This window comes from Desulfobacterales bacterium, from assembly GCA_034003325.1.
Taxonomy (GTDB): Bacteria; Desulfobacterota; Desulfobacteria; order Desulfobacterales; family JAFDDL01; genus JAVEYW01.
The window spans coordinates 163,980-188,616 of record JAVEYW010000006.1; the positions used below are offsets into that span (position 1 = coordinate 163,980).

23 protein-coding genes are annotated in these 24,637 nt (G+C 46.9%); 15 read left to right on the forward strand and 8 right to left on the reverse strand.

Annotation, left to right across the window (positions count from 1 at the left end; all coding sequences use genetic code 11):
• The first annotated feature begins 43 nt into the window (after positions 1 to 43).
• The 9 genes from RBT11_08320 (at position 44) to RBT11_08360 (ending at position 11,898) form a co-directional block, all read left to right on the forward strand.
• The gene (locus tag RBT11_08320; GenBank protein MDX9786767.1) at positions 44 to 340 is read left to right on the forward strand and encodes a PqqD family protein; all 297 of its coding nucleotides are present in this window, start codon (positions 44 to 46) and stop codon (positions 338 to 340) included.
• Positions 330 to 923: a S24/S26 family peptidase gene (locus RBT11_08325; protein ID MDX9786768.1), complete on the forward strand. Its 594-nt coding sequence runs from the start codon at positions 330 to 332 to the stop codon at positions 921 to 923. The genes RBT11_08320 and RBT11_08325 overlap by 11 nt, the downstream gene beginning before the upstream one ends.
• Positions 924 to 1,358: 435 nt before the next feature.
• Complete coding sequence (locus tag RBT11_08330; GenBank protein ID MDX9786769.1) at positions 1,359 to 2,261, forward strand: PEP-CTERM sorting domain-containing protein; 903 nt, start codon at positions 1,359 to 1,361, stop codon at positions 2,259 to 2,261.
• A gap of 156 nt (positions 2,262 to 2,417) precedes the next feature.
• Positions 2,418 to 4,256: an ABC transporter ATP-binding protein gene (locus RBT11_08335; GenBank protein ID MDX9786770.1), complete on the forward strand. Its 1,839-nt coding sequence runs from the start codon at positions 2,418 to 2,420 to the stop codon at positions 4,254 to 4,256.
• 232 nt (positions 4,257 to 4,488) lie between these two features.
• Positions 4,489 to 5,067, forward strand: coding sequence for a hypothetical protein (locus tag RBT11_08340; GenBank protein ID MDX9786771.1), 579 nt, complete (start codon positions 4,489 to 4,491; stop codon positions 5,065 to 5,067).
• A gap of 147 nt (positions 5,068 to 5,214) precedes the next feature.
• Positions 5,215 to 6,573, forward strand: coding sequence for an outer membrane beta-barrel protein (locus RBT11_08345; protein MDX9786772.1), 1,359 nt, complete (start codon positions 5,215 to 5,217; stop codon positions 6,571 to 6,573).
• Positions 6,573 to 7,364: a polysaccharide biosynthesis/export family protein gene (locus RBT11_08350; protein MDX9786773.1), complete on the forward strand. Its 792-nt coding sequence runs from the start codon at positions 6,573 to 6,575 to the stop codon at positions 7,362 to 7,364. Before RBT11_08345 ends, RBT11_08350 begins: the two co-directional genes overlap by 1 nt.
• Before the next feature lie 3 nt (positions 7,365 to 7,367).
• Positions 7,368 to 9,566, forward strand: a complete 2,199-nt coding sequence (locus RBT11_08355) for a polysaccharide biosynthesis tyrosine autokinase (GenBank protein MDX9786774.1) — start codon at positions 7,368 to 7,370, stop codon at positions 9,564 to 9,566.
• Positions 9,567 to 9,636: 70 nt separating this feature from the next.
• Positions 9,637 to 11,898, forward strand: a complete 2,262-nt coding sequence (locus RBT11_08360) for an O-antigen ligase family protein (GenBank protein ID MDX9786775.1) — start codon at positions 9,637 to 9,639, stop codon at positions 11,896 to 11,898.
• Here the strand turns inward: RBT11_08360 and RBT11_08365 are convergent.
• Genes RBT11_08365 through RBT11_08375 form a run of 3 tightly spaced genes read right to left on the reverse strand, consistent with a single transcriptional unit; the run spans position 11,888 to position 13,785 of the window.
• Entirely contained in the window at positions 11,888 to 12,424 is a 537-nt protein-coding gene (locus RBT11_08365; GenBank protein MDX9786776.1) for a hypothetical protein, read from the reverse strand. The genes RBT11_08360 and RBT11_08365 overlap by 11 nt on opposite strands.
• A gap of 6 nt (positions 12,425 to 12,430) precedes the next feature.
• Entirely contained in the window at positions 12,431 to 13,030 is a 600-nt protein-coding gene (locus RBT11_08370) for a methyl-accepting chemotaxis protein (GenBank protein ID MDX9786777.1), read from the reverse strand.
• The gene (locus RBT11_08375) at positions 13,030 to 13,785 is read right to left on the reverse strand and encodes a hypothetical protein (protein ID MDX9786778.1); all 756 of its coding nucleotides are present in this window, start codon (positions 13,783 to 13,785) and stop codon (positions 13,030 to 13,032) included. The genes RBT11_08370 and RBT11_08375 overlap by 1 nt, the downstream gene beginning before the upstream one ends.
• Before the next feature lie 147 nt (positions 13,786 to 13,932).
• Between RBT11_08375 and RBT11_08380 the strand changes: the two genes are divergently transcribed.
• Complete coding sequence (locus tag RBT11_08380; GenBank protein MDX9786779.1) at positions 13,933 to 14,733, forward strand: tetratricopeptide repeat protein; 801 nt, start codon at positions 13,933 to 13,935, stop codon at positions 14,731 to 14,733.
• Between the two features lie 58 nt (positions 14,734 to 14,791).
• Here RBT11_08380 and RBT11_08385 read toward each other — a convergent pair whose 3' ends face one another.
• The gene (locus tag RBT11_08385) at positions 14,792 to 15,241 is read right to left on the reverse strand and encodes a hypothetical protein (GenBank protein ID MDX9786780.1); all 450 of its coding nucleotides are present in this window, start codon (positions 15,239 to 15,241) and stop codon (positions 14,792 to 14,794) included.
• Between the two features lie 417 nt (positions 15,242 to 15,658).
• Here RBT11_08385 and RBT11_08390 point away from each other — a divergent pair, with 417 nt between their 5' ends.
• Entirely contained in the window at positions 15,659 to 16,171 is a 513-nt protein-coding gene (locus tag RBT11_08390) for a chemotaxis protein CheW (GenBank protein MDX9786781.1), read from the forward strand.
• Between the two features lie 371 nt (positions 16,172 to 16,542).
• Here the strand turns inward: RBT11_08390 and RBT11_08395 are convergent, their stop codons facing one another.
• Positions 16,543 to 16,731: a hypothetical protein gene (locus tag RBT11_08395; protein ID MDX9786782.1), complete on the reverse strand. Its 189-nt coding sequence runs from the start codon at positions 16,729 to 16,731 to the stop codon at positions 16,543 to 16,545.
• A 334-nt stretch (positions 16,732 to 17,065) separates the two neighbouring features.
• Positions 17,066 to 18,037: a tRNA-dihydrouridine synthase family protein gene (locus tag RBT11_08400; GenBank protein ID MDX9786783.1), complete on the reverse strand. Its 972-nt coding sequence runs from the start codon at positions 18,035 to 18,037 to the stop codon at positions 17,066 to 17,068.
• A 273-nt stretch (positions 18,038 to 18,310) separates the two neighbouring features.
• Here RBT11_08400 and RBT11_08405 point away from each other — a divergent pair, with 273 nt between their 5' ends.
• The 4 genes from RBT11_08405 (at position 18,311) to RBT11_08420 (ending at position 22,029) form a co-directional block, all read left to right on the forward strand.
• Complete coding sequence (locus tag RBT11_08405; GenBank protein ID MDX9786784.1) at positions 18,311 to 18,874, forward strand: DUF2889 domain-containing protein; 564 nt, start codon at positions 18,311 to 18,313, stop codon at positions 18,872 to 18,874.
• A 143-nt stretch (positions 18,875 to 19,017) separates the two neighbouring features.
• Positions 19,018 to 19,500: an acyl-CoA thioesterase gene (locus RBT11_08410; protein MDX9786785.1), complete on the forward strand. Its 483-nt coding sequence runs from the start codon at positions 19,018 to 19,020 to the stop codon at positions 19,498 to 19,500.
• Between the two features lie 84 nt (positions 19,501 to 19,584).
• Positions 19,585 to 20,382: a serine protease gene (locus tag RBT11_08415; GenBank protein ID MDX9786786.1), complete on the forward strand. Its 798-nt coding sequence runs from the start codon at positions 19,585 to 19,587 to the stop codon at positions 20,380 to 20,382.
• 402 nt (positions 20,383 to 20,784) lie between these two features.
• Positions 20,785 to 22,029, forward strand: coding sequence for an ATP-binding protein (locus RBT11_08420; protein MDX9786787.1), 1,245 nt, complete (start codon positions 20,785 to 20,787; stop codon positions 22,027 to 22,029).
• Positions 22,030 to 22,140: 111 nt separating this feature from the next.
• Here the strand turns inward: RBT11_08420 and RBT11_08425 are convergent, their stop codons facing one another.
• Together RBT11_08425 and rfaQ are read right to left on the reverse strand one after the other, a co-directional pair.
• On the reverse strand, positions 22,141 to 23,553 hold the full coding sequence (locus tag RBT11_08425; protein MDX9786788.1) for an MBOAT family O-acyltransferase: 1,413 nt from the start codon (positions 23,551 to 23,553) through the stop codon (positions 22,141 to 22,143).
• Complete coding sequence (rfaQ, locus tag RBT11_08430; protein MDX9786789.1) at positions 23,543 to 24,625, reverse strand: putative lipopolysaccharide heptosyltransferase III; 1,083 nt, start codon at positions 24,623 to 24,625, stop codon at positions 23,543 to 23,545. The genes RBT11_08425 and rfaQ overlap by 11 nt, the downstream gene beginning before the upstream one ends.
• Between the last annotated feature and the right edge of the window lie 12 nt (positions 24,626 to 24,637).

The following is a 24,637-nucleotide window of genomic DNA, read 5'->3' on the forward strand; positions in this document are numbered from 1 at the left end:
CGCGCAATTTCGCATCAATCGCGGTTAAGGAAAAGGAAATTGAATGTCAGTTGATTTAAATAATTGTTACCGGGTTTCAGCCGATGTGGTCGCCAGGGAAATAGAGGGAGAGTTGGTAATTGTTCCACTAAAATCTGGTTTGGGTGATCTTGATGCCGAGATGTACGCGTTGAGCGCGACGGGCATTGCGGTTTGGGAAAAATTGGATGGGCATACCACTCTATTTGAAGTGATAAAGGTGCTTTCGGCCGAGTACAATGCCGCTTTTGTCGAAATTGAAGTGGATGTAGTGGCCCTAGTGGGCGAACTTATCGGAAAAGGGCTGGTCCTTGAACCCTAATCCGGCAAAGCCGGATGCTGGGATGCTGGGATGCATAAAAGTCATTTTCACCTTCGGCGAACATACACGTAAAGGCGTGCATGTTTCTGATAACGGGCCTAATTTCCAGGAAATGCAGCCAGTAATTAAACGCTTGGACAGCCTTGGCTTATCTGGCAAGGCGTTGGGGATCTTGGTCAAGGCTTTTACTGAACAGGGACGAATGATCCGGTTTACGGCCAGAGGGGACAGCATGTTTCCGTTTATTAAAGACGGAGATGTGATCCGGGTGACTCCCTATGGCGATGTGTTACCCGCGCCCGGTGATATGGCGGCCTTTATAGACTCGGTTACCGAAAAATTAGTGGTGCACAGAATTATGCGCCTTTCTCAAGATCGGTTCGTGACAAAGGGTGACCATTGTTTTCATGAGGATAACCCGCAACCTTATGATAATATCCTTGGTTTTATTTCTGAGATTAATTCCCGAAACGGAATATGTTATGGTATTAATTATATAAAAATTAAGAGATATGTTACATTTCTTTCCAGGTTCAACCTTACCGCCATATTCGGCAAGCTATTGAAAAGAAAATACTATTGAGCTGTGAGGGCGCGAAGCATATGTAATTTATTTCCTAATTCCTGTTGAATGACAAGAGGGGTTGGGGGTAATTAATGCGCCGGGTTGTCAGTGCGATTTGGGTTGATTTTATAAATTTCGTGTTTTATTAGGCAGATATGTTTTCTGATCAGAGAGGATACTTTCCGACTGGCAGAAAGGCCATTTGGCATAATTATTGCTATAATTTGTAGTGAAAAAATAGGGAGTCAACTAATGGAAAACGAAAATCGCGACAAAAAATGGGAAAAACCGAAACTAACGTTAATAGCTGCGGCAGCGGTATCGGAAACGGTCCTTTCTTTTTCAGAGGAACCTCCCCCACCTCCAGGGTATCCAGGAGGGCCTCAACAACCTTAAACTCTATCGGCATATAGGTTAGGGCCTCTATAAGAAACATGCACGAAAGCGCCATCATTGGAGAAAGTTGTTGGTTGCAAAGGAGTCCAGCCGCTCAGCTTCCGGCTTTTCCGTATGAGGATTTTTTTAAAAATTCATGGCCATTTTGGCCGGGACAACCCCGGAGAAAATCAAAAAGGGGGAGAAATGGTAAGATTCGTTATTGGTTGGGCCATATTGCTATCAATGTCATTCGTCTCGGGTGTATCAGCGGAATACATTGATGTCACACCCGATAACAAGCCGAAGTCTTATGGGTATTTAGCTGTCTACTTTCAATTTGATTTCAATTATGATGGAGTTTTTTCTACGGACACATATACCGGTAGTGATTGGCGATCAGAATCAAGTGACAGTCGCTATGCTGGTTCTTTTTACCTGTCCTTTTACAAGGATTCGAGCGAAAATCAACCGCTCTTTGGAACATATGGTTTTTGTGTCGACTTGACTGAATTGGTTGGTGACGGCGATGCCTCCATTTTGAATGTCGGCACATTAAATAATGGAAATAAAGCAGCTTGGCTGCTTTATACTTATTGGCGCGCCGATAATACCGCGGCCGAGAATGCGGCGTTACAACTTGCTATTTGGGAAACGATTTATGACATGGCGGCTCCTGATGGGTACAATGGGGTGACCGATTATGATCGATTCGTCCTCAACACTTCATTTACAAATTCAGATATTGTAAATGCATACGCGCAATACATTACCGGCTTAGCCTCATCGGATTTAAACGCATTTAATGGTGACCAATTTCAAATAGCCAGCTTTGATGGAAAGCAAGATTTAATTTTTCAAGTAGTGCCCGAACCCGCAACTATGGCGCTGATGGGATTTGGACTTATTGGCCTTGGGGCATATATTGCTAATAAAAAGTCAAACAAGAAAGTGCAAGATCGATCTTTATTGGTTGGCTAGTGATTTGTTATTATAGCCTTAAAGGTTGGGGGATATCATTTGCTGATGAGCCTGAATTTCGGTTATCGCCTTCCTGATGATTTATAGGGAATACATGAGGCTCACTATCGCTTTAATTAACGCGTTGTGAGCCTTTCATATCATATAACCCATGTTATGCCACTGAATACCACCCCCCTATCGGTTAAACTCAAAAATGCCCTGCGTATAGACCGGGCCCTTAGATTTGTATGGCGGGCCAGTCCCGGATGGACGGTTGCTTCCGGTGCCTTGATCGTGATTCAAGGTGCTTTGCCCCTGTTGTCCCTTTATCTTGTCAAGTTGATTATTGACGCGGTTTCCGGCATGATTTTTCCGGTATCGAATCAAATGGCAGCGGCGAGTAACGGGTTTTCGGAGGTTGTTTCATACATTTGCCTCGCCGGCGGCGTGGGGTTAATAACGGCAGGCAGTCGATTTTTTGCCGATTATGTGAAAAAAGCACAAGCTCTGACGGTTACCGACTATATGTATTCCGTGCTTCATGAAAAGTCGGTGGCTGTGGATCTTGCTTATTATGAATCCCCCGGGCACCGCGATACGCTTCATCAGGCACAACGGGATGGACCGTACCGCCCTACCAGTATTGTCAACGGCTTAGTGCAAGCCGGTCAGAGCGCCGCCTCGCTTACTGCGATGTTATGGCTCCTTGTCATGTTTAACCCCTTGCTGCCTCTGGTGATGCTGGCGGCGGTCATTCCCGGGGTGATGATGCGCCTGACCTATTCGGATCGCATTTATCATTGGCAGAAAAAGCGAACCGAGGACGAAAGAAGAAGCTATTATTTCAATTGGCTTATGACGGATGGAGGGCATGCCAGAGAAATTAGACTCTTTGGCCTTGGCGACTATTTTATTGGGTGTTTTAATCGTATACGCAACACGTTAAGGCACGAAAAATTATGGTTCGAAAAGCGCCGGGCATTCGGGGATTTGGTCGCCCAGTCGAGTGTAACGATTGCTGTGTTTGGCTCCTTTATTTACATCGCATCGGAAACTGTTCACGGGCGGATCTCTATTGGTGATATGGTGATGTATTTTCAAGCATTTCAACGAGGGCTTGCCTACATGGGCTCATTGTTGGACGCCGTGGCCGCGCTCTATGAAGATAATCTGTTTCTCTCCAATTTTTATGAATTCATGGATGTTCAACCGGATATTCAAGATCCTGAAAAACCGGAGCCTGTACCGAATGTGATAAAAACCGGATTTGCGATATCGAACATAACCTTTGGGTATCAAAATTGTGGAAAAAATGTAATAGAAAATTTGAATTTTGACATAAAGCCGGGCGAGGTCGTCGCGCTAGTGGGGGAAAACGGGGCGGGAAAAAGCACAATGGTAAAGCTTCTTTGCAGACTCTATGACCCCGAGCTGGGTAGCATAAATTTGGACGGGGTGGATATTCGACATTTTCGCGCCGCAGAATATAGAAAAAGAATCTCGGTCGTATTTCAGGATTATATCCGGTATTACCTATCGGTTCGGGATAACATCCGGTTGGGAGATATTGATAAGGATAGCATGGATGAGAGCGTAAAAGCGGCGGCAGAAAAGGCGGGCATCGGTGACTATGTGGATCGACTGCATTCAGGGCTTGATACCACCCTGGGGCGATGGTTTAAAGGAGGGGAAGAGCTAAGTGTGGGGCAGTGGCAGATGGTTGCGATGGCAAGGGCTTTTTTTCGAGATGCAGACCTTGTCATTTTGGACGAGCCTGCCAGCGCCCTTGATATTAATGCCGAATCCCGGATTTTTGAAAAATTCAAGGAACTGGTTGAAAACAAAGCTGCCCTGATTATCAGCCATCGGTTTTCGACTGTAAAACTGGCGGATAAAATAATGCTTTTGCATGATGGCCGGATTGCGGAACGGGGAACCCATGCGGAGCTGATGGCGTTGAATGGTCGATACGCCGCGCTTTACCGAAAGCAGGCTGAGCAATATCCGGTATGAAGATACAAAGGAATGCGGTTACGGTGAGGTGAAATCAAGTTCTTTATTTTGAATTGATATATATTTTGCCCGTTTTATAAAAAATCCGAATTGCTGGATTCAAAATTCAGCATCCAAAATTATTTTTTAGTCATGCTGTTTTAATGGCATGAGTATTGCTTTGAATCAATGTAAGCAAACAGAAGAATATTGAAGGGTATTATAAATTCGAAAACGAACAAATGAGGGAAAAATGAAAAATTTAACATGGGGTATTGTGACGCTTACGATGGTTGCGATATTTTCTTCTATTCTTTCGGCAGAAGAGGCTATCGGTCCAATGGACTGGCGCGCTGTTTATAGAGCCGCTCTTGAAAAGGGCAAGGTGGCGCCGGTTAACCAGGCGAAGCCCGCCGGGTTGGCGTACGCTGCGCCCGAGGAAGTGGTGCTGGCTGAGGCTATTGCGATGGCACTGATGGCGGAAAAGGGCGAGCGCGTTTGTGAGTGTTTAAAAATAGCGATTGAGCTTGAGTATAATCCGTACCTGGTGCTGAAAAATATTTATGCGGTGGGCGGGGATCTGGAAATCGATCAGCTTTGCATGTGTGCAACAGAGGCGGGGGTGATGAAAGCGATCATCGCCAAGGCGGCTAAAGATGCGATGACGCCTCTAAATCAGCCCGTGTATGACATTGATGAAATCGCGCAGTCGCAATGCCTTAAGGGTGAAGACGGACTGGCCTATACGCTGGCTGACAATGATCTTAAAGAGATTCCGATTGACGATAATGGCGATAAGAACTTTGCATCGAACTCAAGCCCCAGTCCCTGACCTTTTTTGAAGCAGTGCCTGAGTAGTTCAGAAACCCCTACCGAAAAAATTTTCATAGGGGTTTTTTTGTTGACAAACCAGCAAGTTAAAATCTATAAACGGCCATTATTCCGCTGCATTGCCAATTTCTGACGAAAGGAGCTGATTTTGATAAAGAGAATTCCGCTTTTGCTCTCCTGCCTGCTATGGTGTCTATTCGTGTGTCATGATGCGATGGCTGCCGATGCGCCCGTGGGGCAGCAGAATCAGCCGGAGAGTTTCTCGCCCATCCCGGTAGGGCAAACTGAAGAAAAGATTATTCCCGGCCAGGGTCAAATAGAGGCTGATGTTTTCGGGAAAAAAGGAGGGTATTACCACCCTTTCTTACTTTTTGAAGAACGCTGGACGGATAACCTATATTATACCAATTCAAAAGAGGAAGAAGATTTTATCACGACGATATCTCCCGGTATATGGCTTGCGCTTCCGGCGAACAGAGAAAAACTTTTGGAAATTGGCACCACCACAACAAGCCCCGGCGGACTTAAAGTGAGCCGCATGAAACCCGAAGCGGCTCGAAAATTCCAAAGCTATCTATTCTATGCGCCGGAATTTGTCTATTATGCGGATAATTCACAACATGATGCCATTAACCATCAGGTCGAAGGCATGTTGCAATATAATTTAAATATGGGACTCTCTATTGACGTGGTGGATCAGTACCAAAGTAACCATGAGCCTAACGATAACGGCATATCTGAGCGAATTGATAAGTACAAAGACAATTTATTCGATTTGTTGCTGGTGTATGAAACGCCGGAGCGATTCAAGTTTAGGTTCGATTATTCAAATTACGATCTTAATTATGACGATGATGTGAATGAATACAGAAACAGGAACGACAACTCTTATGCGTTTTATGCCTTTTACAAAGTGAAGCCTAAAACTTCTGTTTTTGTTGAATATGAATTTGCAGATATTCGGTATGATGAATATACGGATTCAGACAGTTCGGAGCATAGATATTATGGCGGGCTTGATTGGAATATGACAGCCAAGACCAACGGGCGCATAAAACTTGGATATATAGAGAAAGATTTTGACAAGGGAAGCGCGTTTGATGATGACGACTTTTCGCTTGAAATACAAACACAGCATAATTTTACACCCAAGCGGGCTTTGAAATTGGTCGGTTTCCGGCGGTTTAATGAATCGTCCCTGATCGATTCCTCGGCCGTTTTGACAACCGGAATCACCGCCGCCTGGCTTCAGCGGTTCACTGAGAAGTGGTCCGGGACATTACAGTGTTCATTTACAATGGATGAATATGACGGGCTGATTACCTATAACCGGGTAACCGACGACCGAGTAGACGATATTTTCAGCATCGCGCCTGCGTTAAGATATAAAATGCGGGACTGGCTGGTAGTTGATTTCGCTTATATTTTTGCAATCAGGGATTCAAATTTCAGCCTGTTTGATTACACAACCAATACCATCTTTTTTAGAGTGGATATTTTCATTTGATGATTATGAAAAAAGCATGCCTTTTTGTTTTAATCCTAATGATGGGGTCGGCTTTTGCGATCGCCGCGGAATACACCGTGGGTGATGGCGATGTGCTTGATATTAATGTTTATGAAAACCAGGATCTTTCCACCACAGTCAGAGTGAGTGCCGACAACACGATTCGGGTGCCGCTGATTGGCGAGGTGAATGTGGAGAATCTTACGGTTTCTCAAGTTTCCGCCAAAATAGAGAAACTGCTGGCGGACGGGTATCTCGTAAATCCCCAGGTGGATGTTTTCATTAAAGAATACAGAAGTAAAAAAGCGATTATTCTCGGGCAGATTAAAACGCCCGGGCTTTATGAGCTTCGGGGGAAAACAACACTTCTTGAATTTATATCCACTGCGGGGGGCTTGACGCCGGATGCGGGAAGCACCGCGACGATTAAGCGAAAAATAGCTGAAACCAATGAGGCCGATAAGATTGTCATCGACCTGGATCTTCTGGTTAAAAAGGGGGATACATCCTTAAATCTTCCGATTCGGGATGGCGACAGCGTCTATATTTCAAAAGCCGATATCTACTACGTTTCCGGAGAAGTTAATAAGCCCGGATCTTACAAAATAGAGGCGGATCTCACGATTATCAAAGGGATTACAACGGCCGGGGGTTTTTCGAAAATCGCAGCCAAAAACAAAGTGAGGGTAATCAGAATCGTTGCCGGGCAAAAGCAGGTTCTTGAAAATGTTAAAATGGATATGCCCGTTTTCCCAGATGATGTGATTATCGTTCCGGAGAGTTTTTTCTGACCTATGGAAGAAAAAGAAATACACCTCAGAGATTATCTGCGAATCGTAAATAGGCGGAAAACCACCGTTTTAACCTTCTTTATCATCACCTTTCTCGCGGTGGTCATTGCGACATTCACCGCGACGCCCATCTACCAGGCAACGACAAAGGTCATGATGGAGCGGGATGTTTCAAGCCCTTTGGCCGGAAATTACAGTTACCTGCCTTACGATCCGGAATTCCTGGAAACTCAGTATCAGGTCATCACCAGCATGGCCGTGGCTGAAAAGGTTGTCGGTATTCTCGATCCGGATAAGGTGTATCACGCTTTTTTCAAAGAAGGGCGTGGGGGAAAAAGCATTATCGCACTCATCGCGGGGTGGTTTAATACCCAGTATTCCGCATTTAAAGAAATCGTCGGCATTCAAAAGCTGTTATCAACCGCTGAGGCGGATTTGGATCAGGAGACGGATGCCCCGTTGAGCAAAACCGAAGAGATTGCCCGATCCGTTCAAGCCGGTATCAGCGTGTCTCCGGTCGCCAATTCGAGAGTTGTTGAAATTAGTTACATGTCTGAAAATCCGGCGCTTGCCGTGAAAGTAGCCAATTCCGTCGCCCAGGCGTATATCAATAATCTGTTGGATATGCGGATGGAGGTTTCAAATTACAGCATCAAGTGGATGACCAAAAAGGCGGAAACGCAGCGGGAGAAACTGGAGAAATCTGAAAAGGTTCTTCAGGCCTATCTGAGAAGCCAGGATATTGTTACTGTTGAAGATAAAATAGCGCTGATACCCGAGCGGCTTTCCGAGCTGAGCAGGCGATTGACGAACGCCGAGACCGAACAAAAAGAGTTAAAGGCGGTCTATGATCAGATATTAAGCACGGGTTCCGGCGCTCTCGAAGCCATTCCCGTCATTGCTGAAAATGAGGCGGTGGATGCCATCAACAAACAGATTTTGAAAGCGGAACAAAATATCTCCGACCTTTTAAAAAAATATGGTCGCAAACACCCCATCTTGATTTCGGCCATGGATGAGCTGAAGGGATTGAGAAGCAAAAAACATGCGGAGATGCAAAAGGCCGTTCAGACCATTAAAAACAGATACCAGCTGGCTAAATCCAACGTGGGGGATTTACAGGCACTGCTTGAGCAGACCAAGTTTGAAGCCGCCAATTTGAATGAAAAATATATTCAACTGGGAATACTCAAAAGAGAGGTGGAGACCAATAGAAGCCTTTATGACGCGTTAATGAGGAAATTAAAGGAAAGAGATATCACGGAAGAAAATCAGACCGTGAATGTTTGGGTGATTGAAGAGGCGGCGTTGCCGAAAATCCCCGCCAAACCGAACAAGAAAAGGAACATCCTGCTGGCAACTATACTGGGGCTTTTCGGCGGCGTTGGCCTGGCTTTTTTTCTTGAATATCTCGATAATACCGTTAAAAGCCCGGAAGATATCGAAGAAAAATTCGATATTCCCGTCATCGGGGCCATATCCTTGTTTAAGGGGATGGACGAAACCATTGTCAATAGTATTTTGGCGGAGTCCACGCCCATCGTTTCTGAAGGCTTCAAGAGCCTTAGAACGTCTATTTTTCTCTCTTCCGCAGACAAACCACCCGGCTCATTGGTCGTTACCAGCATGTCGCCTGGCGAGGGTAAATCATCCATATGCGCCTGTCTGGCTGCGACGATTGCAAGGGCCGGGAAAAAGACCCTTTTAATTGATGCAGACATGCGGCGGCCGGTGCAGCACCAAAATTTCAAGCTGAATAATACTACGGGTCTTAGCTCTTTTCTGGCGGGTATTGAGACCAAAAATATTATTGAAAACGGTCCGGTTGAAAATTTGCATGTAATAACGGCAGGACCCGTGCCGCCCAACCCATCGGAGCTCTTGAGCTCTGATAGGATGGGGAAATTAATCGCAAAACTTTCTGATGTCTATGACATGATTCTTGTTGACTCGCCCCCGGCATTAAATGTCAGTGATCCACTTATCATCAGTAAAAATGTTCAGGGCGTGGTGATTGTATCCTGGGCCGGATCAACCACCTATGAAATGATAAGCAAGGGCTTAAAACTCTTCAAGGAAATATCCGTTCCCTTAATTGGTATGATCCTAAACCGATTTGATGCCAAAAAAAGCGGATATTATTATGGGTATGGCGATTACTATTACTCCTCTTCTTCCAAACCCAAAGATGACGAAGAATAGACTATTTATTTTCCTGATCATTTTTTCGCCCTTGGCATTTGGCACCGTGGAGCCGTGGTCATATGCCGTAATGGAAATTCTTACTTTCTTCGCGCTGGCAATGTTGCTGATAACGGGGGCGAAAAATCAGGAAACGCTTCTTGCTGTTCCGGGAATTATCCCGCTTCTTCTTTTTTTAGTCTATATCATCATACAGATCATTCCGCTGCCTCCCGCAGTGGTCAAATTCTTTTCACCTGCCGCCTACAACCTGCATTCAGCAGCCATCGCGTTATCGGCCCCGGATGCTTGGATGACGTTTTCCATTCATCCCGCGAATACCCTGAAGGAATTTTTCAGATGGGCGACCTATGCTGCGTTTTATGTGCTGACCATTCAGCTCTTAAGGCGCCATGATCGGATCAAGAAAACGGTGGTCGCCGTAACGATTTTCGGCGCCCTGCTATCCTTCTCATCCATTCTTCAATTCTATCTGACGGATGATATGGCGCTTTGGTTTCGGCATGTCCCCAAAAATTCTTTGATTGTCGGACCCTATATCTGCCATAACCACTATGCCGGACTGATGGAGATGATTTTCCCGGTTGTACTGGCCCTGTTTTTTTTTCACAGACCCAGAGCGAGAAGTACCTCCCTTCTAAAGGGGGTCGTTGAAATTCTAAGCCAGGAGAAGGCCAATATTCATATTTTAATCGGCATGGCCGCCCTTTTAATCGCGACCTCCGTCTTCGTCAGTCTTTCCAGGGGCGGCATGCTCAGTTTGTGCCTTTCCCTCGTTTTTTTCACTTATCTTCTTTTAAAAAGAAAGATAAGCCGATCGAATACGATTCTGATCACCGCTATCATTGTGTTGACTGCGTTGTCCGTGGGATGGTTCGGCTGGGGCAAAATTTTTGAGCGATTTGCGAGTCTCAAAAAGGTGGATGGCACTATCTATGAGGCGCGACTGGATTTTTGGAAAGATACGGTTAAGATAGTCAAAGATTTTCCTGTTACCGGAACGGGGATGGGAACATATGGTGATATATACCCTTCCTATCAAAGTGGTTTCGGAAATCTTACGGTTGATCATGCGCATAATGATTATCTGGAGCTGGCCGCAGAGGGAGGGGGTATCGGTTTTGTTCTTGCAGCGGCTTTTATCATCGTTTTTTTTGTAAAAACTTACCGGACGTTTCTGACGCGAGGTGACGCCTATTCCCTATATATTTCCATGGGAAGTATGACGGGTGTTATTGCCTTGCTTATTCACGCGCTCACGGATTTCAATTTTTATGTGGGCGCCAACGGGTTATGGTTTTTCTTTTTGGCGGGGCTTGCCGTATCGGCTTCCAATACAACGATGCGGGATGGCGCAAGGTCCTCTCGCTTAGAGCCTGTTCGGTCACAAAGGGTAAAAATCGCATCCGTTATCGTGATCTGCGTCATGATGGTTGCCGTAACGGTTTACCATATGGCTGTGTTGACCGGAAACTTTTATTTTTCACATATCAGCCATTATCGCGCAGGCGCAAAAACCCAGAAAGAGGATCTGCAAAAAATCAAGCGGATCGTCGAATATGCATCCATTTTTAATCCCTTAAATAGTGTCTATTCCTTTGCAAGCGCCAATGCCTCTCTGTTTTTAAATGATGAGATTTCGGCGATGCGGGATTTCAAAAAAGCGATTCGCCTCAATCCCGCCAATAGTGGTTACCTGAAGAGATTGGGTGATATTTTTGCCAAAAAAGGAGCGCGTGATCTTGCTGAAAAACTTCTTTTTGCAAGTGTGGTTAGGGATATCAGCAATGCCGACAATGCGCTGGAATATGGCGCCTGGCTTCTTGCCAACAACAAGACAGCACTCGGGCTGGCTTATGTTAAGCGAGCGGTTGAAATCGAAAAGAGAAAGATCGACAGTGCGCTTACGACCATGGCCATTTACAATGTAAGTGACGAGGATATGCTGGAAGCCGTTCCAAAAATCCCCGGGGCGGTGATGGCATATGCTGATTTCCTATATGGTTCCGGAAAGCGACAAGAAGCGGAAAACCAATATCTGGCGGCGTTATCCTTTATCGAAAAGCAGGAAACAATCAGTCGATGGGAATTTTACAGGGTTTATGACTTCTTTAAGAAGAGGGGCAACGATAAAGACGCATTGAAGGTGATGAAAAGGGCTTCCGAAGTTCTACCGCGTGACGCGGGGATAAGAATTTCGCTGGGCGATTTATATCAGAATATGGGAATTACCTATAGAGCGCAGGAAGAATATCAGCAGGCCGTTTTTATTGATCCCGACAATCAAACGGCCAAGCGGCGATTGAAAGCGTTAAAACCCGTCAATCCGTAATATGCATTTCGGCGTATTGCGCGAGCACTTCATGAATTTTCGGGGGTGGGGATACGGCAAAATAGTTTTCCACCACCATGTGTGCTATTTCATGGGATACCACCCTGAGACTGGCATGTTTTGCCGAATAGAAAACGGTGTTCTCTATCGGCGAGTAAAAAGCGATATAATCAGTTTTTTTATTATAAATTCGTTGAAAATCCTTTTGTACCCCTTCTGTTGATGAATAAACCACAATGATAACTTTTATTTTGGCGGGGTACATATCCAGTATCGTTTCCACCTTTTCAATAATCAAATCGATTTTATTGCAAACTTCATCCTGAATGGTCTCACTTTTTTTCCCCTGAAGCAGGTATTTTAAATTTCCCATATATAAGTTGTTGTCAAATTTTCTGAGGGTTTCCACGGTATCATAGATAACCGTCGCATATCGGGTCTCCATTTCAAGCCCTGAAGCCTGTCCCGGAAAAAAGATAAGCGATGCAACCGCGACAAATAATAGTTGTATTTTCTTAAGCTGCATACGGAATTATTCAATCGTCAGTTTGAACCCATTCAGTATTTCCATCATCAGTTGGTTCTGTTGGCGGATTGTCTCTAATTTCGCTTGCAACAGATCCTGTTGAGTTCGGCTGCTATCGGTAGCCTGGTCGGAATCACAGCATTGTTTGATACTTACTGCGGACTGGCGCATTTGGAGCAGACTATGGGAAAGCATCTTATTAAACGCATTTATTTTTTCACCGAGATTTTTCCCTTCGTCATTTTTACGAAGGAAGATGCGACCCGAGAGGTCCTTGGTCGTCATTAAATCCAGCGTTTTTTCAAACCTGAAAAACGGCCCGGCAACCCGATGGGTAAGAAATAGGGTCATAATGGCAACCGCAATGCCGCCAAGGACAATAAACAGCCATTGCGCACCGAGAATTTTGTTTAACAACAAGCCCGGTGTGGTGCCGAGTTTCAGGTGATAGTTGTCGTAGACAATCGAGAGCGTGTTGGAAGAAAAAAAACTGAATATCAGGGCAAATAGCACACTGCCGGCGGCAACGCAGATAAAGGCACTGAATATGTATTTCCCTTGAAATTCTTTGTTGATAAATAAATGTCTGCGCTTGTATGCGACCATTATATTTGCCCCTCCTCACTTACTTTTTCATGTGTAAGAATTTGAATGTCGGCTTTTTCTTTGGTCTCGTTCATCCAGAGATCAAACTGGGCTCTTTTGCGCTGATCAGATAGGAAGGCACGCACCTGACTGTCATTCGGTATGTTGTTCGCCTTGGAAGAGACGGATACATTGTCAAGACGGTAGACAACATATCCTTCCTCAGAGAATTCGGGTTTGGAACTGGCACCCGGGGTTAGCAAAAACAGAGAAAACTTGAGTGATTCGGAAAGATTAATAAAATCATTTTCAAGCGTTTCAGTCGATTTGACCTTTCCGTTTTGAACATCAACTTCATTTTCATATACAAATTTGGTGTACCGGATGGTTTTAGATAGCATTTCTTTGAATTTGCCTATCATGTCTTTGGTTACAGCGGGGGATAGGGACTGATATTTCCGATCCACAAGAACTTTAATCAGTGATTGTTCGTAAAACGTTTCAACCGATTTTCGAAAGGCCTCTTCTTTATGAATCCCCTGCTTGATTGCCTCCTGAATGAGAAGTTCCCGGGTAATTACAGAATTTAAAAACCCTTTTCCCCGGCTATGGTAAGAGCCAAATTTGGCGCGTTCGCCGAGCTCACTTTTCGAAATTATTCTGTCATTGATGATGATCGCAGGCTCTGATACTTCAACCTTAAGGCCGGATAACCGAAAGGAAAAGCCAATGGTGATCAGAATGAGAATCCCTATTATGTAATAAATGTATTTCATTCGGCCCCTCTTGATAGTAAAAAAAGACGATGGAAAGTTGTTGATAGAAAACATTCCAACTGTTCATCACCTTAAGGCAAAATGGTTAATAATTCAAACATTAACTGCAAAAAACATACCACGGCGGCGCTGATTGAGAGGGGATCAATGAGGGTTGGGTTAAAGTGTTCCCTTCAAAAAATAGTGGTGATTTTTTTCTTTTGTATTTTGACCGGCGAGCACGGATATTCACAAACGGATCCAAAAGCGCTTTTTGACATGGCCGTAAGCAACTATAAACAAGGAAACTATCAGGAGGCGATTGATCTTTTTACGGAGTTGATCGTCATCGCGCCTGATAATGCAAAGGCATACAAGAACCGTGGGGTGGCCTTAATGAGCGTGAGAAAAATGGACGATGCCATCCAAGATTTTAACACCGCGCTGCGCATTGATCCGTCCTTAAAAGGGCTTTACAGCAACTTGGGCGCTGCTTGGCATTATAAAGGGGAGTACGAAAAAGCGGTCTTTAATTACGATATTGCAATTAAAGAGGCCCCGAACAGTTATGTCAGCTATTTCAACCGGGCGATTTCACGGGTCGCTTTGAACCGGCTTGAAGAAGCCCGCGCAGATTTGGAAAAAACGCTTGCGCTCAACCCCGGGTTTGATCCCGCTGTATCCGCGAAGCAAGACGTTCAGAAAATGCTGGCTGAAACCAGCGGCAAATCGCATGTCGTGCAAGCAGGGGCCTTTCTCGTGGAGACCAATGCTCTTGAAATGAAAACGAACCTAATCGAAAAGGGTGTGGACGCCAGGATAGTGGTGTTAAAGGATGCCAAACAAAGAACGTGGTATCTTGTAAGATGCGGGAATAATCTGACACACGAAGCAGCGAAACGACTTAACACCCAGTTAAAAAAACGGTACCATATTGATTCGGTGATACGCCCTGAGGATTGGTTTTAAAAAAACTTGTCCCCTTGAATGTCGAACGGGGCCAACATCCCGACGTTGTTATGGGACTTCAAGACGGCTCGACAAGTTCTCCCGTGTTGGTGATCACTTGAATCGCACGATCGTCATACAAGCGGATCATTTCAAAATCTTTGATATTGGTTACTTCGAGTTCGGGAAGCCCGTTTTCTTTAAGCCAGTTATGAATCATGGCGACCTGGTCGGCATCGAATGCTCGAGCCGTGAAAATCTTTACTCGATTTCCTTCATTGATTAATCGGGTGGCTAAATTGACCATTTTTGGAACGGGATCGCCAATTTTTGATATGCCCGACAGCGGGTCCGTTCGCGCCAATGTGCCGTCAAGATCCATGCCTATCCAGCCTTTACGTGCGTACTCTTTTTTCTCAGCGGCCGATGGTGCAGTGCTTTTTTTCATCGCCATGGAAAGCTGATAGTCTCTTGCGGCTTCTTGCTTTGCCTTATGGATAAACTCTTTTATGAGGGTGGTTATTTTCATGATTTATTTTGATGCCGTCATTAAAAGCGCCCTAATACGGCGAAGCCGAAAGCTGGGCCGCTGGGCTGTTTGGTGGCCAACGACCTTTTCCAGTAACACATGCATTTGCGTATTTCTACTAACGTCGCTGATTGATACGGCTATTTATAATGCCGGACGCGTAACGTTGTGTCAAGAAAGTGCTTGTTCATTTCAGCCTTGATGTCGGGCCGGATTCATAGTTTTTAAACCGGCACCAAAAGATATCATTTTTATGGCAAGCAGAATAAAAGCCTATCGGATTTAGATGACTTTTTAAACATATTCTGATAATTACAAACAAATTTGAACCGGAATGGGGAATGATGCAGATGGAACGAACCAGTTGGGCAGGACCTATGGTTTATATACACCAACCGCACGAGGAGGCATTAAAAAATGGCCGATTTTATTGAACCGATGGATAAGGCGATTAAGGCAATGGCTGACAAGGAAGGAAAATATCTTTCTTTTTCCCTGGGAAGTGAAGAGTATGGCATCAGCATTCTTAAAATAAAAGAGATTATCGGAATGATGGCCATAACCAGCGTTCCTCAAACGCCGAAATTTGTCAAAGGCGTTATTAATCTTCGTGGCCGGGTAATTCCCATCATTGATTTGAGACTGAAATTCGGCATGGAGCCCATGGATTATACGGAGCGAACCTGTATCATCGTGGTTGAGATTGAAAGTGAAACTGGTACGATTCAGATCGGCAATGTGGTGGACTCGGTTTCCGAGGTGCTTAATATTCGCGCGGAACAGATTGAAAAAGCGCCGACCTTCGGCGTGGCTTTAAATACGAGTTTCATTTTGGGAATGGCTAAAATGGAAAGTGGCGTCAAAATTCTCCTTGATATTAACAGAGTCTTGGCGGCGGAAGAAATCCAAGCGCTTGAAAAGGTGGGATGAAGCTCACTTCTTTCCGCAACAGGGGCGGCTTTTTGGTTGAACGCAAGGTTGCCTACAGCAAAGACCATCAGCATTGCGGTAATGAGGTTTGACGAATCATCTTTTTTCACGAGAAGTCACAAGGATGGTCAAGAAAAAGCATAATATTTTTTAGTGGTTATCTTTTATATCATTGTGTATTAGCGTGATATTAAGACTTTTTAGGACCACGGAAAGAATAAATTATCCCAAATCGCGCCGGATATGGCCTCCCATTCAAGGCGTGCCGGCCGGTGCATATTGAATATTCAACGGTTGGCGCAACGCAGAAGACGGCCCCAGAGGCAAGTAAGTTGGGATAAATTATTCTTTCTGCTGCCCTTAAGTGTTCATCAATCTTTATTAATACGTAAAAATGCGTCTAATGCTTCAATCACGACATTTGTCAGGCTGGTTTTATTGGCCTGGGCGTATTGATGCACGCGGGAGACTATTTCACATGGAATTTGCAGGTTCAGGTCTTCACAGGTCATTTTATTGGTATTGTCTACTGACGAACTGCTTTTGAGATCTTGATTCATTTTGCTAATGGGTGCTCCTGTGTTCTCGGTATTGATGAATGCGAATGTATTTTACATAACGTTAAACCCATCCCATTTCAAGGCGATTTCTGCATCGAGCGCTGCTTTTTTGCTTTTTCCATCGAGTGGTGGAACGATTGAAATATACCGACGTCATTCAATCGGTTCATATCATGATATTTTATCGTAAAAGGGCACTATTTAACGCACGTCATGAGTGGCGAATAGACACTTTATCAGAAACATGCACGCTTTTGCGTGTGTATTCGCCGAAGGTGAAAGATGGCTTTCATGCATCCCAGCATCCCAGCATCCGGCTTTGCCGGATTAGGGGCTATTTGAATATAAGATTTGGTTGCCAAATGGCTTCTTGTTCGAAAAACCGGTCGGTCTCGGCTATATATTTTTCAGCGGATCTTAGCATTTTGATCCGTTTAAACAGCTTGTGGCCGTTGCTGAATGAGAAGGCGAAATATTGCCAGTAGCCTTTCATGCGGTTTACAAGATGCGCAGGGCCGCTGAATTCCTCGCGATAGGCGGTAAACAGATCATCATGAAATTTTTTAAATCGTTCCACCGGCCGGGTGATTTCTTCATTCCCGGATTGAAGCACCGCCGGCAAAAACGGGTTGCACAACGGCCCTCTGCCGATCATCCAGCGGGAAATGGCCGGAAACCTGGCGCACAATCGGTAAAAGGATGGCAAGTCAAAAATATCGCCGTTGTATACCACGGGCGCATTCAGCCGCGGCAGGCAGGCGGCAAAGGCATCCAGATCCGCAGCGCCGGTGTACATCTGCACGCCCGTACGCGGGTGAATAATGATTTCCGAAAGCGGATAGCGGTTCAAGATGGGGATTAACTGCAAAATTTCACTGGTTTTTTCTCGTCCCAGCCGCAGTTTGATGGAGAGCCGGGCCCGCATTTCGGCAAGAACTTTATCCAAAAAAGCATCAATTCTTTCGGGGTGGGGCAGCAGTCCGGAGCCCCGGTTTTTCTTGGCGACCATGGGAAACGGGCATCCCAGGTTCCAGTTGACGGTCGTGTAGCCGTAATCAAAAAAAACACCGGCCAGTTCGATGAACCCTTTCGGATCGTTGCTGAGAATCTGCGGAATAACCGGCATGCCGTGATTGTTTTCCGGCAGGATATCCCGAATATGGGCGGTATTGATCTGCTTCTGTGACAACGTGGGGATAAACGGGGCGATGGCGGCATTCACCCCGTCAAAATGCTTTATATAAAGGTTTCTGTATAATGCGGTGGTAAAGCCCCTCATGGGCGCCAGGTACAAAAATGCCGGCATATGCCTCATCCCGTGGTTAATTTTTTGATATGCGCCTTAAAAAAAGTCAAGATTTCGTCGACCTTTGAACGATGCTCTCGATTTTCGCCCCGGCCATATCATGAATCGATCAACAATGCCATGATCATAACGAGCCAATGCCTTTTGTCATTCCCTGAGTTTCCGGTTTATATGCCGTCGTTCATCATCACCGGGCTTGACGGTACCGGGTTGAGACGCTAATGTTGGCTACCAAACAGGAAATATTAATAATATATGGAGGCGAGAGGTCCCATGGGTTCTTTAAAAGAGCTGATAACCGGCAATCTGATACATAGCCGATCCATTGATATGAAAAGCTACGCCCTGGATGAGGACACGGTTCTGGTCGAAGGGTGGTTGCGGGATGACCGGTTTGAAAAAATATATAATACGACCGGAGAAGAAATGGATAAAGGACCGGTTCATTATCTTACCATTCGGCTTAAGGTGGGTGGCTCGCCCCCGGCCATTCTCGATGCAGAGGCAGAAATGCCGCATGTCCCCCTTGAATTTTGCCGCACTGTCCTTGATTCTATTCCAAAGGTCATCGGGATGAATATTCAGGCCGGATTTGTGAAAAAGGTGAGAGCACTCATGGGCGGTGTGAAAGGATGTTCCCACCTGACGCACCTTCTCACGGTCATGAGCCAGGCCGCACTGCATGGGTATATTACCAACAAGTGGCGCAAAAAGCGCCCCGTTGCAAACTCGATCGACGACGTCGAGAACATCGAGTTCCTGGTTGGAAGCTGCCGGGCCTGGACACAAGACGGCCCCAAGCTAGAAGCATTAAAAGCGGCCATCGCGCGCCGGTAAGTATTCGACCGGTCTACAGTTTACCGATAAAGCGGTCTGGCTTTTTATAATGGATTGCGTTATCCTTTTTTAAAAATGGGCAGCCTCTTTTTGTTTTTTTTTGAAGCGGTCACGATCATGTTAACATTTATGTGAGGTAAACGATGGAAACAGTTGAAAAGCGCCAGAGAGAAATCACATTCAGATTCCTGGCGCAACCGACCGACATCAACTTTGGCGGTAAGGTCCATGGGGGCGCTGTGATGAAGTGGATTGACCAGACCGCCTATGCTTGTGCAGTCAGCTGGAGCGGCGAGTATTGCGTTACGGTCTATGTCGGAGGCACTCGCTTTTATCGGCCGATCCACATTGGGAATCTGGTCGAAGTCCGGGCCAAACTGATTTATACGGGCCGGACCAGTATGCATGTTTCGGTAGATGTATCGGCCTGTGATATGAAGAATGGCCAGTTCGGAAAAACCACCCGTTGCATCATTATCCTGGTTGCCGTGGATGAAAACATCAAACCCGTTCCAGTCAAGCCATGGGTGCCGGTCACGGAAGAAGATGTGAAACTCGAGAAGTTTGCAAAGAAGCTGATGAAGCTGCGAGAGGGAATTGAAGCGGAAGTGAGCAGCTTCAATTAATATTGTTATTTATTGTGAAGGTATGTCTTGCGCACATTGTAATGCCCCGGTCCGGCGCGCTGAAAACAACAATATGGAATTGATATGTTGAAAATTCGAGCGATGATAGCCTGGCCGCTGATCCTTTGCATCTGTGTGATGCGGGCCACGATAGCTTCAGCTGGGGCGGAAATCGAAAGCCTTCCGGACACGATCGTTAAAATTAAACCGGCCATTGTCGGAATAGGGACCTATGAAAAGCGCCGTCGACCGCCCGCTATCCTGTTCGGCACCGGGTTTGCCGTGACGGACGGCCGCCATGTGGTCACCAACGCGCATGTGATTCCCGAAAAAATAGATGAGAAACGCAAAGAATTCCTCGGGGTTTTTTCGAGTCGTGGCGGAAAATTGTCCATTTTCCCCGCCAAGGAAGTTCGCATGGACAAGGAACATGATCTTTGCCTGCTTGTTTTTGAGGGGCAGGCGTTGGCGGCGTTGGAACTTGGGGATGACACCCGAGTGCGGGAAGGTGATCTCTATGCCTTTACCGGGTTCCCGCTCGGTGTGATTTTGGGTCTTAACGCTGCCACGCATCGCGGGATTATCTCTGCCATCACACCCATCGCCATTCCATCCAATGCGATTCGGCCGCTGGATAAGGCCCTGGTCAACCGATTGCAGGCGCCCTACCCGGTGTTCCAGCTGGATGCCACCGCCTATCCGGGCAATAGCGGCAGTCCCCTCTATGACGTTAAAACCGGCCGGGTTATCGGGATCATCAATAAGGTTTTTGTAAAGGAATCCAAGGAACACGGCATTTCCAACCCGAGCGGCATCACCTATGCGATTCCTGTGTGTCATGTCAAAAAACTGCTTCAAGACAGCTTCGGCAGCCGACCGTAGCCAGTTCAATCGCTATTTTCTCTCCCACCCAAGCGCCGGGTTTTAAAGTTCCGGGAATTAAGATAAGAACTTGCTTTTTATAAAGAAAAATATTGGCGATGGCAATAGTAAATCGGGCTGAAGCCCCCTTAATCCTGCTACACGCTAATTTGAAAAATGCTTGGTTCCAATAGTCATAAGTGTGAACGCAGCGGCCGCCCGTGAATCGGGCGGAGGCCTAAAATTAGCTTTCCGCCGCGACCATGTTCTCAATTGAGTTAAAATAAGCTATACATGCCGTCCGAAATATTGGGGGGAACCATAATCGCTCAAAGCTCACGAGCGAATACCGATTGACATCCTTTCATTTGGCCGGTATGTAACCTTTCATTTGGCCGAATACTTGGTTTTCGAATGGACGCAATGGCTGAGCCCATCCTATACCCGCGATTTGCGCGCAGGCGCTTGGAGGAGGCGTTGGAGGACACCCCCGTGGTGTTAGTCCACGGGCCGCGCCAGTGCGGCAAAACTACCCTTGCCCGTATGGTCGGTGATGCGGCAGGCTATGAATACGTCACCTTTGACGACAATGTTCAACTGGCTGCAGCCCAGACCGATCCGGTGGGGTTTATAGCCGATCTGACGGATAGAACCGTCCTGGACGAAGTCCAGCGTGTTCCGGCCCTATTTCTTGCATTGAAATCGGCTGTTGACCGGGACCGCCGGCCGGGACGCTTTATTTTGACCGGTTCGGCCAATGTGTTGCTGGTTCCTAAATTGGCGGATTCACTGGCAGGGCGCATGGAGATCTTGCGGTTGCACCCGCTGGCCCAAGATGAACTTGCTGGTAAGGCGTCTCGTTTTATGGATGCGCTGTTTACCGCTCAGTTTCGAAACAGTCGTTTTGAGCGCCTTGGACCGGTGCTGGCCGGACGGATTGCCACAGGCGGCTACCCTCCAGCGCTTCTGCGTTCCACGCCGAAACGATGCGCGGCTTGGTACCGTGACTATATCGAAACGCTGGTGCAGCGGGATGTGCGTGATCTGTCCCGTATCAGTGCTTTAGGCTCACTTCCACGGCTGCTTCAGCTTGCCGCCGGGCAAACCGCCCGATTGGTCAATGTGGCCGAAATGGCGTCAGCGTTTCAATTGAGCCGGCCGACCATTCGTGACTACGTGGTGCTGCTGGAAAGAATTTTTCTCTTGGAACATTTGCCGCCATGGCATAGCAACCGGCTGAGTCGTCTCATCAAGACGCCCAAATTGCATCTTACCGATAGCGGTCTTGCCTCGGCTTTACTCGGTGTGGATGCCCCGGAACTCATCAAAGATCGCGCCATGTTGGGCCAGCTTCTGGAGACATTTGTCTTTCAGGAACTCAAGAGACAAGCGAGTTGGAACGATAAGCCGGTTCAATTCTACCATTTCAGGGATAAGGACGGTGTGGAGGTGGATATTGTGCTGGAGCAAGCTGGCGCAGTGGCAGGTGTTGAAATAAAGGCCGCCGCTACGATAATGGAAAGGGATTTTCGAGGATTGAAAAAACTTCGGGAAACGACTGGGGAACAATTTGCTGCCGGGGTTGTGCTGTATGATGGGCAGAGCGTTGCCGGCTTCGGCGAAAACTTGTATGCCGTCCCGATTCGTGCGCTTTGGGAAACGACATAAGGGCTATCAGGTGGTCTCCGAGAAGATTTATCTGGTTGTGTGCTGGAGGCCGAACGCCGCGGCCGCCCGTGAGCCAAGCGGAGGCCTAAAAATGGACTTTGGCCTTCTGGCTTAAAAGTCAAAATAAAGAAACTCCTTGGGAATCGAAGAGTTCAGATACAGCAAGGCCATTAGAATGGTGGCGGTCAGACGCAGCGCCGCCCAAGCGCCGGGTTTTAAAGTCCCGGGAATCGAATTGGTGTTTTTACCCAAAAACACGGTCAGAATGGATATGCTCGCGATAATGATATCGGCGGCGGGGATGCCGTGCAGAATGCTAAAGCCGGTCAGTTTGCAGCACCCCATCATGGATTTAAGGATGCACATCGCTTTTTCGATACTTTCCGCCCTGAAAAAAACCCAGGTGATATTGATGAAGTTAAAGGTGAAAAAGGCGGCGACAACGGTGGGCAGCCTGATGCCGGTTTTCCACCAAACCCGAAGCAGTGCTGCGCCTATTCCATGAAGCGCGCCCCACACGATAAAGGTCCATCCCGCGCCATGCCAAATGCCGCCAATGAGAAAGGTAAGGATGACATTGATACCGGTTTTTACCTCGCCGCGCTTATTTCCCCCCAGGGGAATATAAATATAATCTCTTAAAAAACGGCTTAATGTCATGTGCCAGCGCCGCCAAAAATCCTGTATATTGACGGCTTGATAGGGAGAATTGAAATTTAGCGGCAGCTCGATATTAAAAAACCGGGCAGCGCCCAGGGCCATATCGGTATATCCGCTGAAATCAAGATAAATTTGAAAGGTGTAACTTAAGGACGTTGTCCACCCGTCTATGAGCGATAAGGAGTCCGAATTGGAAAAGCCCTGATCGGCCCAGTTGCCGAAAATATGGGCGACAGCAGCCGTTTTCACCAGGCCGGTGAAAAAAAGCGAAAGCCCGATCGAAGCGTTTTGGAAATCAAAACGGGCTGAATGCCAGCGCTGTAACTGGGGCGCAAACTCAAGGTATCGGACAATGGGCCCGGAAATAAGTTGAGGAAAAAATGTCACATACAGGGCATAATCCAGCCACCCGTCGCATCGAATCCCGCCACGATAACTATCCACCAGAAAGCTGATTTGCTGAAAGGTGTAAAAACTGATCGCGAGTGGAAGAACAATACCGGGTAAGGGGAATTGGTAACCGGTGAGTTGGTTGACATTCCATACGAAAAAATCGGCATATTTAAACCACCCGAGTAACCCGATATTAAAAACAAGGCCCAAAATAAGCACCCGCCGCGCCGCGCCGTGCCGGGTGTTGCCGGCTGCCGCAAGTTTTTGCAAATGGGTGCCGATCCAATAGTTGACGCCGATCGAGAGGATTAAAAGCGGTACGGCGCGGCTGCCCAGGGCGTAAAACGCAAGCGAGGCGATCAAAAGCCACGCCCTGCTGAAGAAAAGGGGGAGAAGACGGTTGCTGAGAAAAAAAAGACTGCATGCGATCGGAAAAAAGAGGGCGATGTAGGGAAAGGAGTTAAACAGCATGATGCGAATCCACGCCGCTAGCGAGCAGACGTTCCTGAACAGCGGTCCAAACGGATGTGGTCGATATTTCGGACATGCAATAGGCATCCCCCATTGGGCAGTCCGGGTTGGAATGGCCGCAAGGTCTGCAGGGGAAAGAAACCGAAAGGGTTTTGTCATGATCGCGGCGGGGATGCCAGTCCTCCCACCGGGTGGGGCCGAACAGGGCAATCACCGGTGTGTTGACGGCGGTCGCGATGTGGATCGGGGCGGAGTCGTTTCCGATTAGAAGCACGCTCTTTTGAATCAGAGCCGGTAATTGTGCCAAGGGAATTTGCCCGCTCAGGTCAAAGATGCGTCGAGTCGTTTTTGAGGCGATCTTTTCGCAGGTTTCCCGGTCGGAAGGGCCGCCAGAGAGCACCACCTGTACGCGATAGCGTTGGTATATCCTGTCAGCGAGTTGAGAAAAGCGGTCAATCGGCCAGCTTTTATACCATCGCCTTGCTCCCGGGTGAATCAGGACATAGGGAAGCGAGTTCTCCACGCCGGCGCTGGCAAGCCGATTGCGTACCCATTGGATGTCCTCGGGGAAAACCGGCAAATCGGGATTCGAATCGACCGGTGGCAAACCGAGGTGCTTGGCCATCATCAGGTGATGATCCACGGTATGGATTTTTCCAAATAGATAAGGAACCCGGTGGGTATAGGCGCGGCGTTGAAAGGCGGACGCCCCGTCAAAACCGATCCGGTAAGCGGCGCCGGTGAAGAAGGTGAAGAGCGCGGATCGGTCGTTTTGGGTCAGATCGATCACCATATCCAATTTGAGTTTTCTGATCTGCAGCACAAATTGGATGAAATAGGCGAGATCTTTTTTGGCGCGCTGATCATCAAAGGACAGCAACCGGTTGATATGCGGATGCCCTGTTATAACCGGGGCCGCCTCCTTGTTGAGCAATAAAAACGTCTCCGCCGCTGGCATGGCGGTTTTAAGCGCGCGCAGAAGTGGTGTTACCAGTACGGTGTCCCCGATATAGCGCATCTTGATGACCAGGATTTTCTTGATTTTTTCCCTGGGGAATTTGATCGATTGCATAAAATACCTAAT

Excerpts from the sequence above, each read along its gene's own strand:
- RBT11_08320 (MDX9786767.1), top strand. The coding sequence starts at position 44 with ATGTCAGTTGATTTAAATAATTGTTACCGGGTTTCAGCCGATGTGGTC.
- RBT11_08335 (MDX9786770.1), top strand. The coding sequence starts at position 2,418 with ATGCCACTGAATACCACCCCCCTATCGGTTAAACTCAAAAATGCCCTG.
- RBT11_08340 (MDX9786771.1), top strand. The coding sequence starts at position 4,489 with ATGAAAAATTTAACATGGGGTATTGTGACGCTTACGATGGTTGCGATA.
- RBT11_08350 (MDX9786773.1), top strand. The coding sequence starts at position 6,573 with ATGATTATGAAAAAAGCATGCCTTTTTGTTTTAATCCTAATGATGGGG.
- RBT11_08355 (MDX9786774.1), top strand. The coding sequence starts at position 7,368 with ATGGAAGAAAAAGAAATACACCTCAGAGATTATCTGCGAATCGTAAAT.
- RBT11_08360 (MDX9786775.1), top strand. The coding sequence starts at position 9,637 with ATGGAAATTCTTACTTTCTTCGCGCTGGCAATGTTGCTGATAACGGGG.
- RBT11_08365 (MDX9786776.1), bottom strand. The coding sequence starts at position 12,424 with ATGCAGCTTAAGAAAATACAACTATTATTTGTCGCGGTTGCATCGCTT.
- RBT11_08370 (MDX9786777.1), bottom strand. The coding sequence starts at position 13,030 with ATGGTCGCATACAAGCGCAGACATTTATTTATCAACAAAGAATTTCAA.
- RBT11_08375 (MDX9786778.1), bottom strand. The coding sequence starts at position 13,785 with ATGAAATACATTTATTACATAATAGGGATTCTCATTCTGATCACCATT.
- RBT11_08380 (MDX9786779.1), top strand. The coding sequence starts at position 13,933 with ATGAGGGTTGGGTTAAAGTGTTCCCTTCAAAAAATAGTGGTGATTTTT.
- RBT11_08385 (MDX9786780.1), bottom strand. The coding sequence starts at position 15,241 with ATGAAAATAACCACCCTCATAAAAGAGTTTATCCATAAGGCAAAGCAA.
- RBT11_08390 (MDX9786781.1), top strand. The coding sequence starts at position 15,659 with ATGGCCGATTTTATTGAACCGATGGATAAGGCGATTAAGGCAATGGCT.
- RBT11_08395 (MDX9786782.1), bottom strand. The coding sequence starts at position 16,731 with ATGAATCAAGATCTCAAAAGCAGTTCGTCAGTAGACAATACCAATAAA.
- RBT11_08400 (MDX9786783.1), bottom strand. The coding sequence starts at position 18,037 with ATGCCGGCATTTTTGTACCTGGCGCCCATGAGGGGCTTTACCACCGCA.
- RBT11_08405 (MDX9786784.1), top strand. The coding sequence starts at position 18,311 with ATGGGTTCTTTAAAAGAGCTGATAACCGGCAATCTGATACATAGCCGA.
- RBT11_08410 (MDX9786785.1), top strand. The coding sequence starts at position 19,018 with ATGGAAACAGTTGAAAAGCGCCAGAGAGAAATCACATTCAGATTCCTG.
- RBT11_08415 (MDX9786786.1), top strand. The coding sequence starts at position 19,585 with ATGTTGAAAATTCGAGCGATGATAGCCTGGCCGCTGATCCTTTGCATC.
- RBT11_08420 (MDX9786787.1), top strand. The coding sequence starts at position 20,785 with ATGGCTGAGCCCATCCTATACCCGCGATTTGCGCGCAGGCGCTTGGAG.
- RBT11_08425 (MDX9786788.1), bottom strand. The coding sequence starts at position 23,553 with ATGCTGTTTAACTCCTTTCCCTACATCGCCCTCTTTTTTCCGATCGCA.
- rfaQ (MDX9786789.1), bottom strand. The coding sequence starts at position 24,625 with ATGCAATCGATCAAATTCCCCAGGGAAAAAATCAAGAAAATCCTGGTC.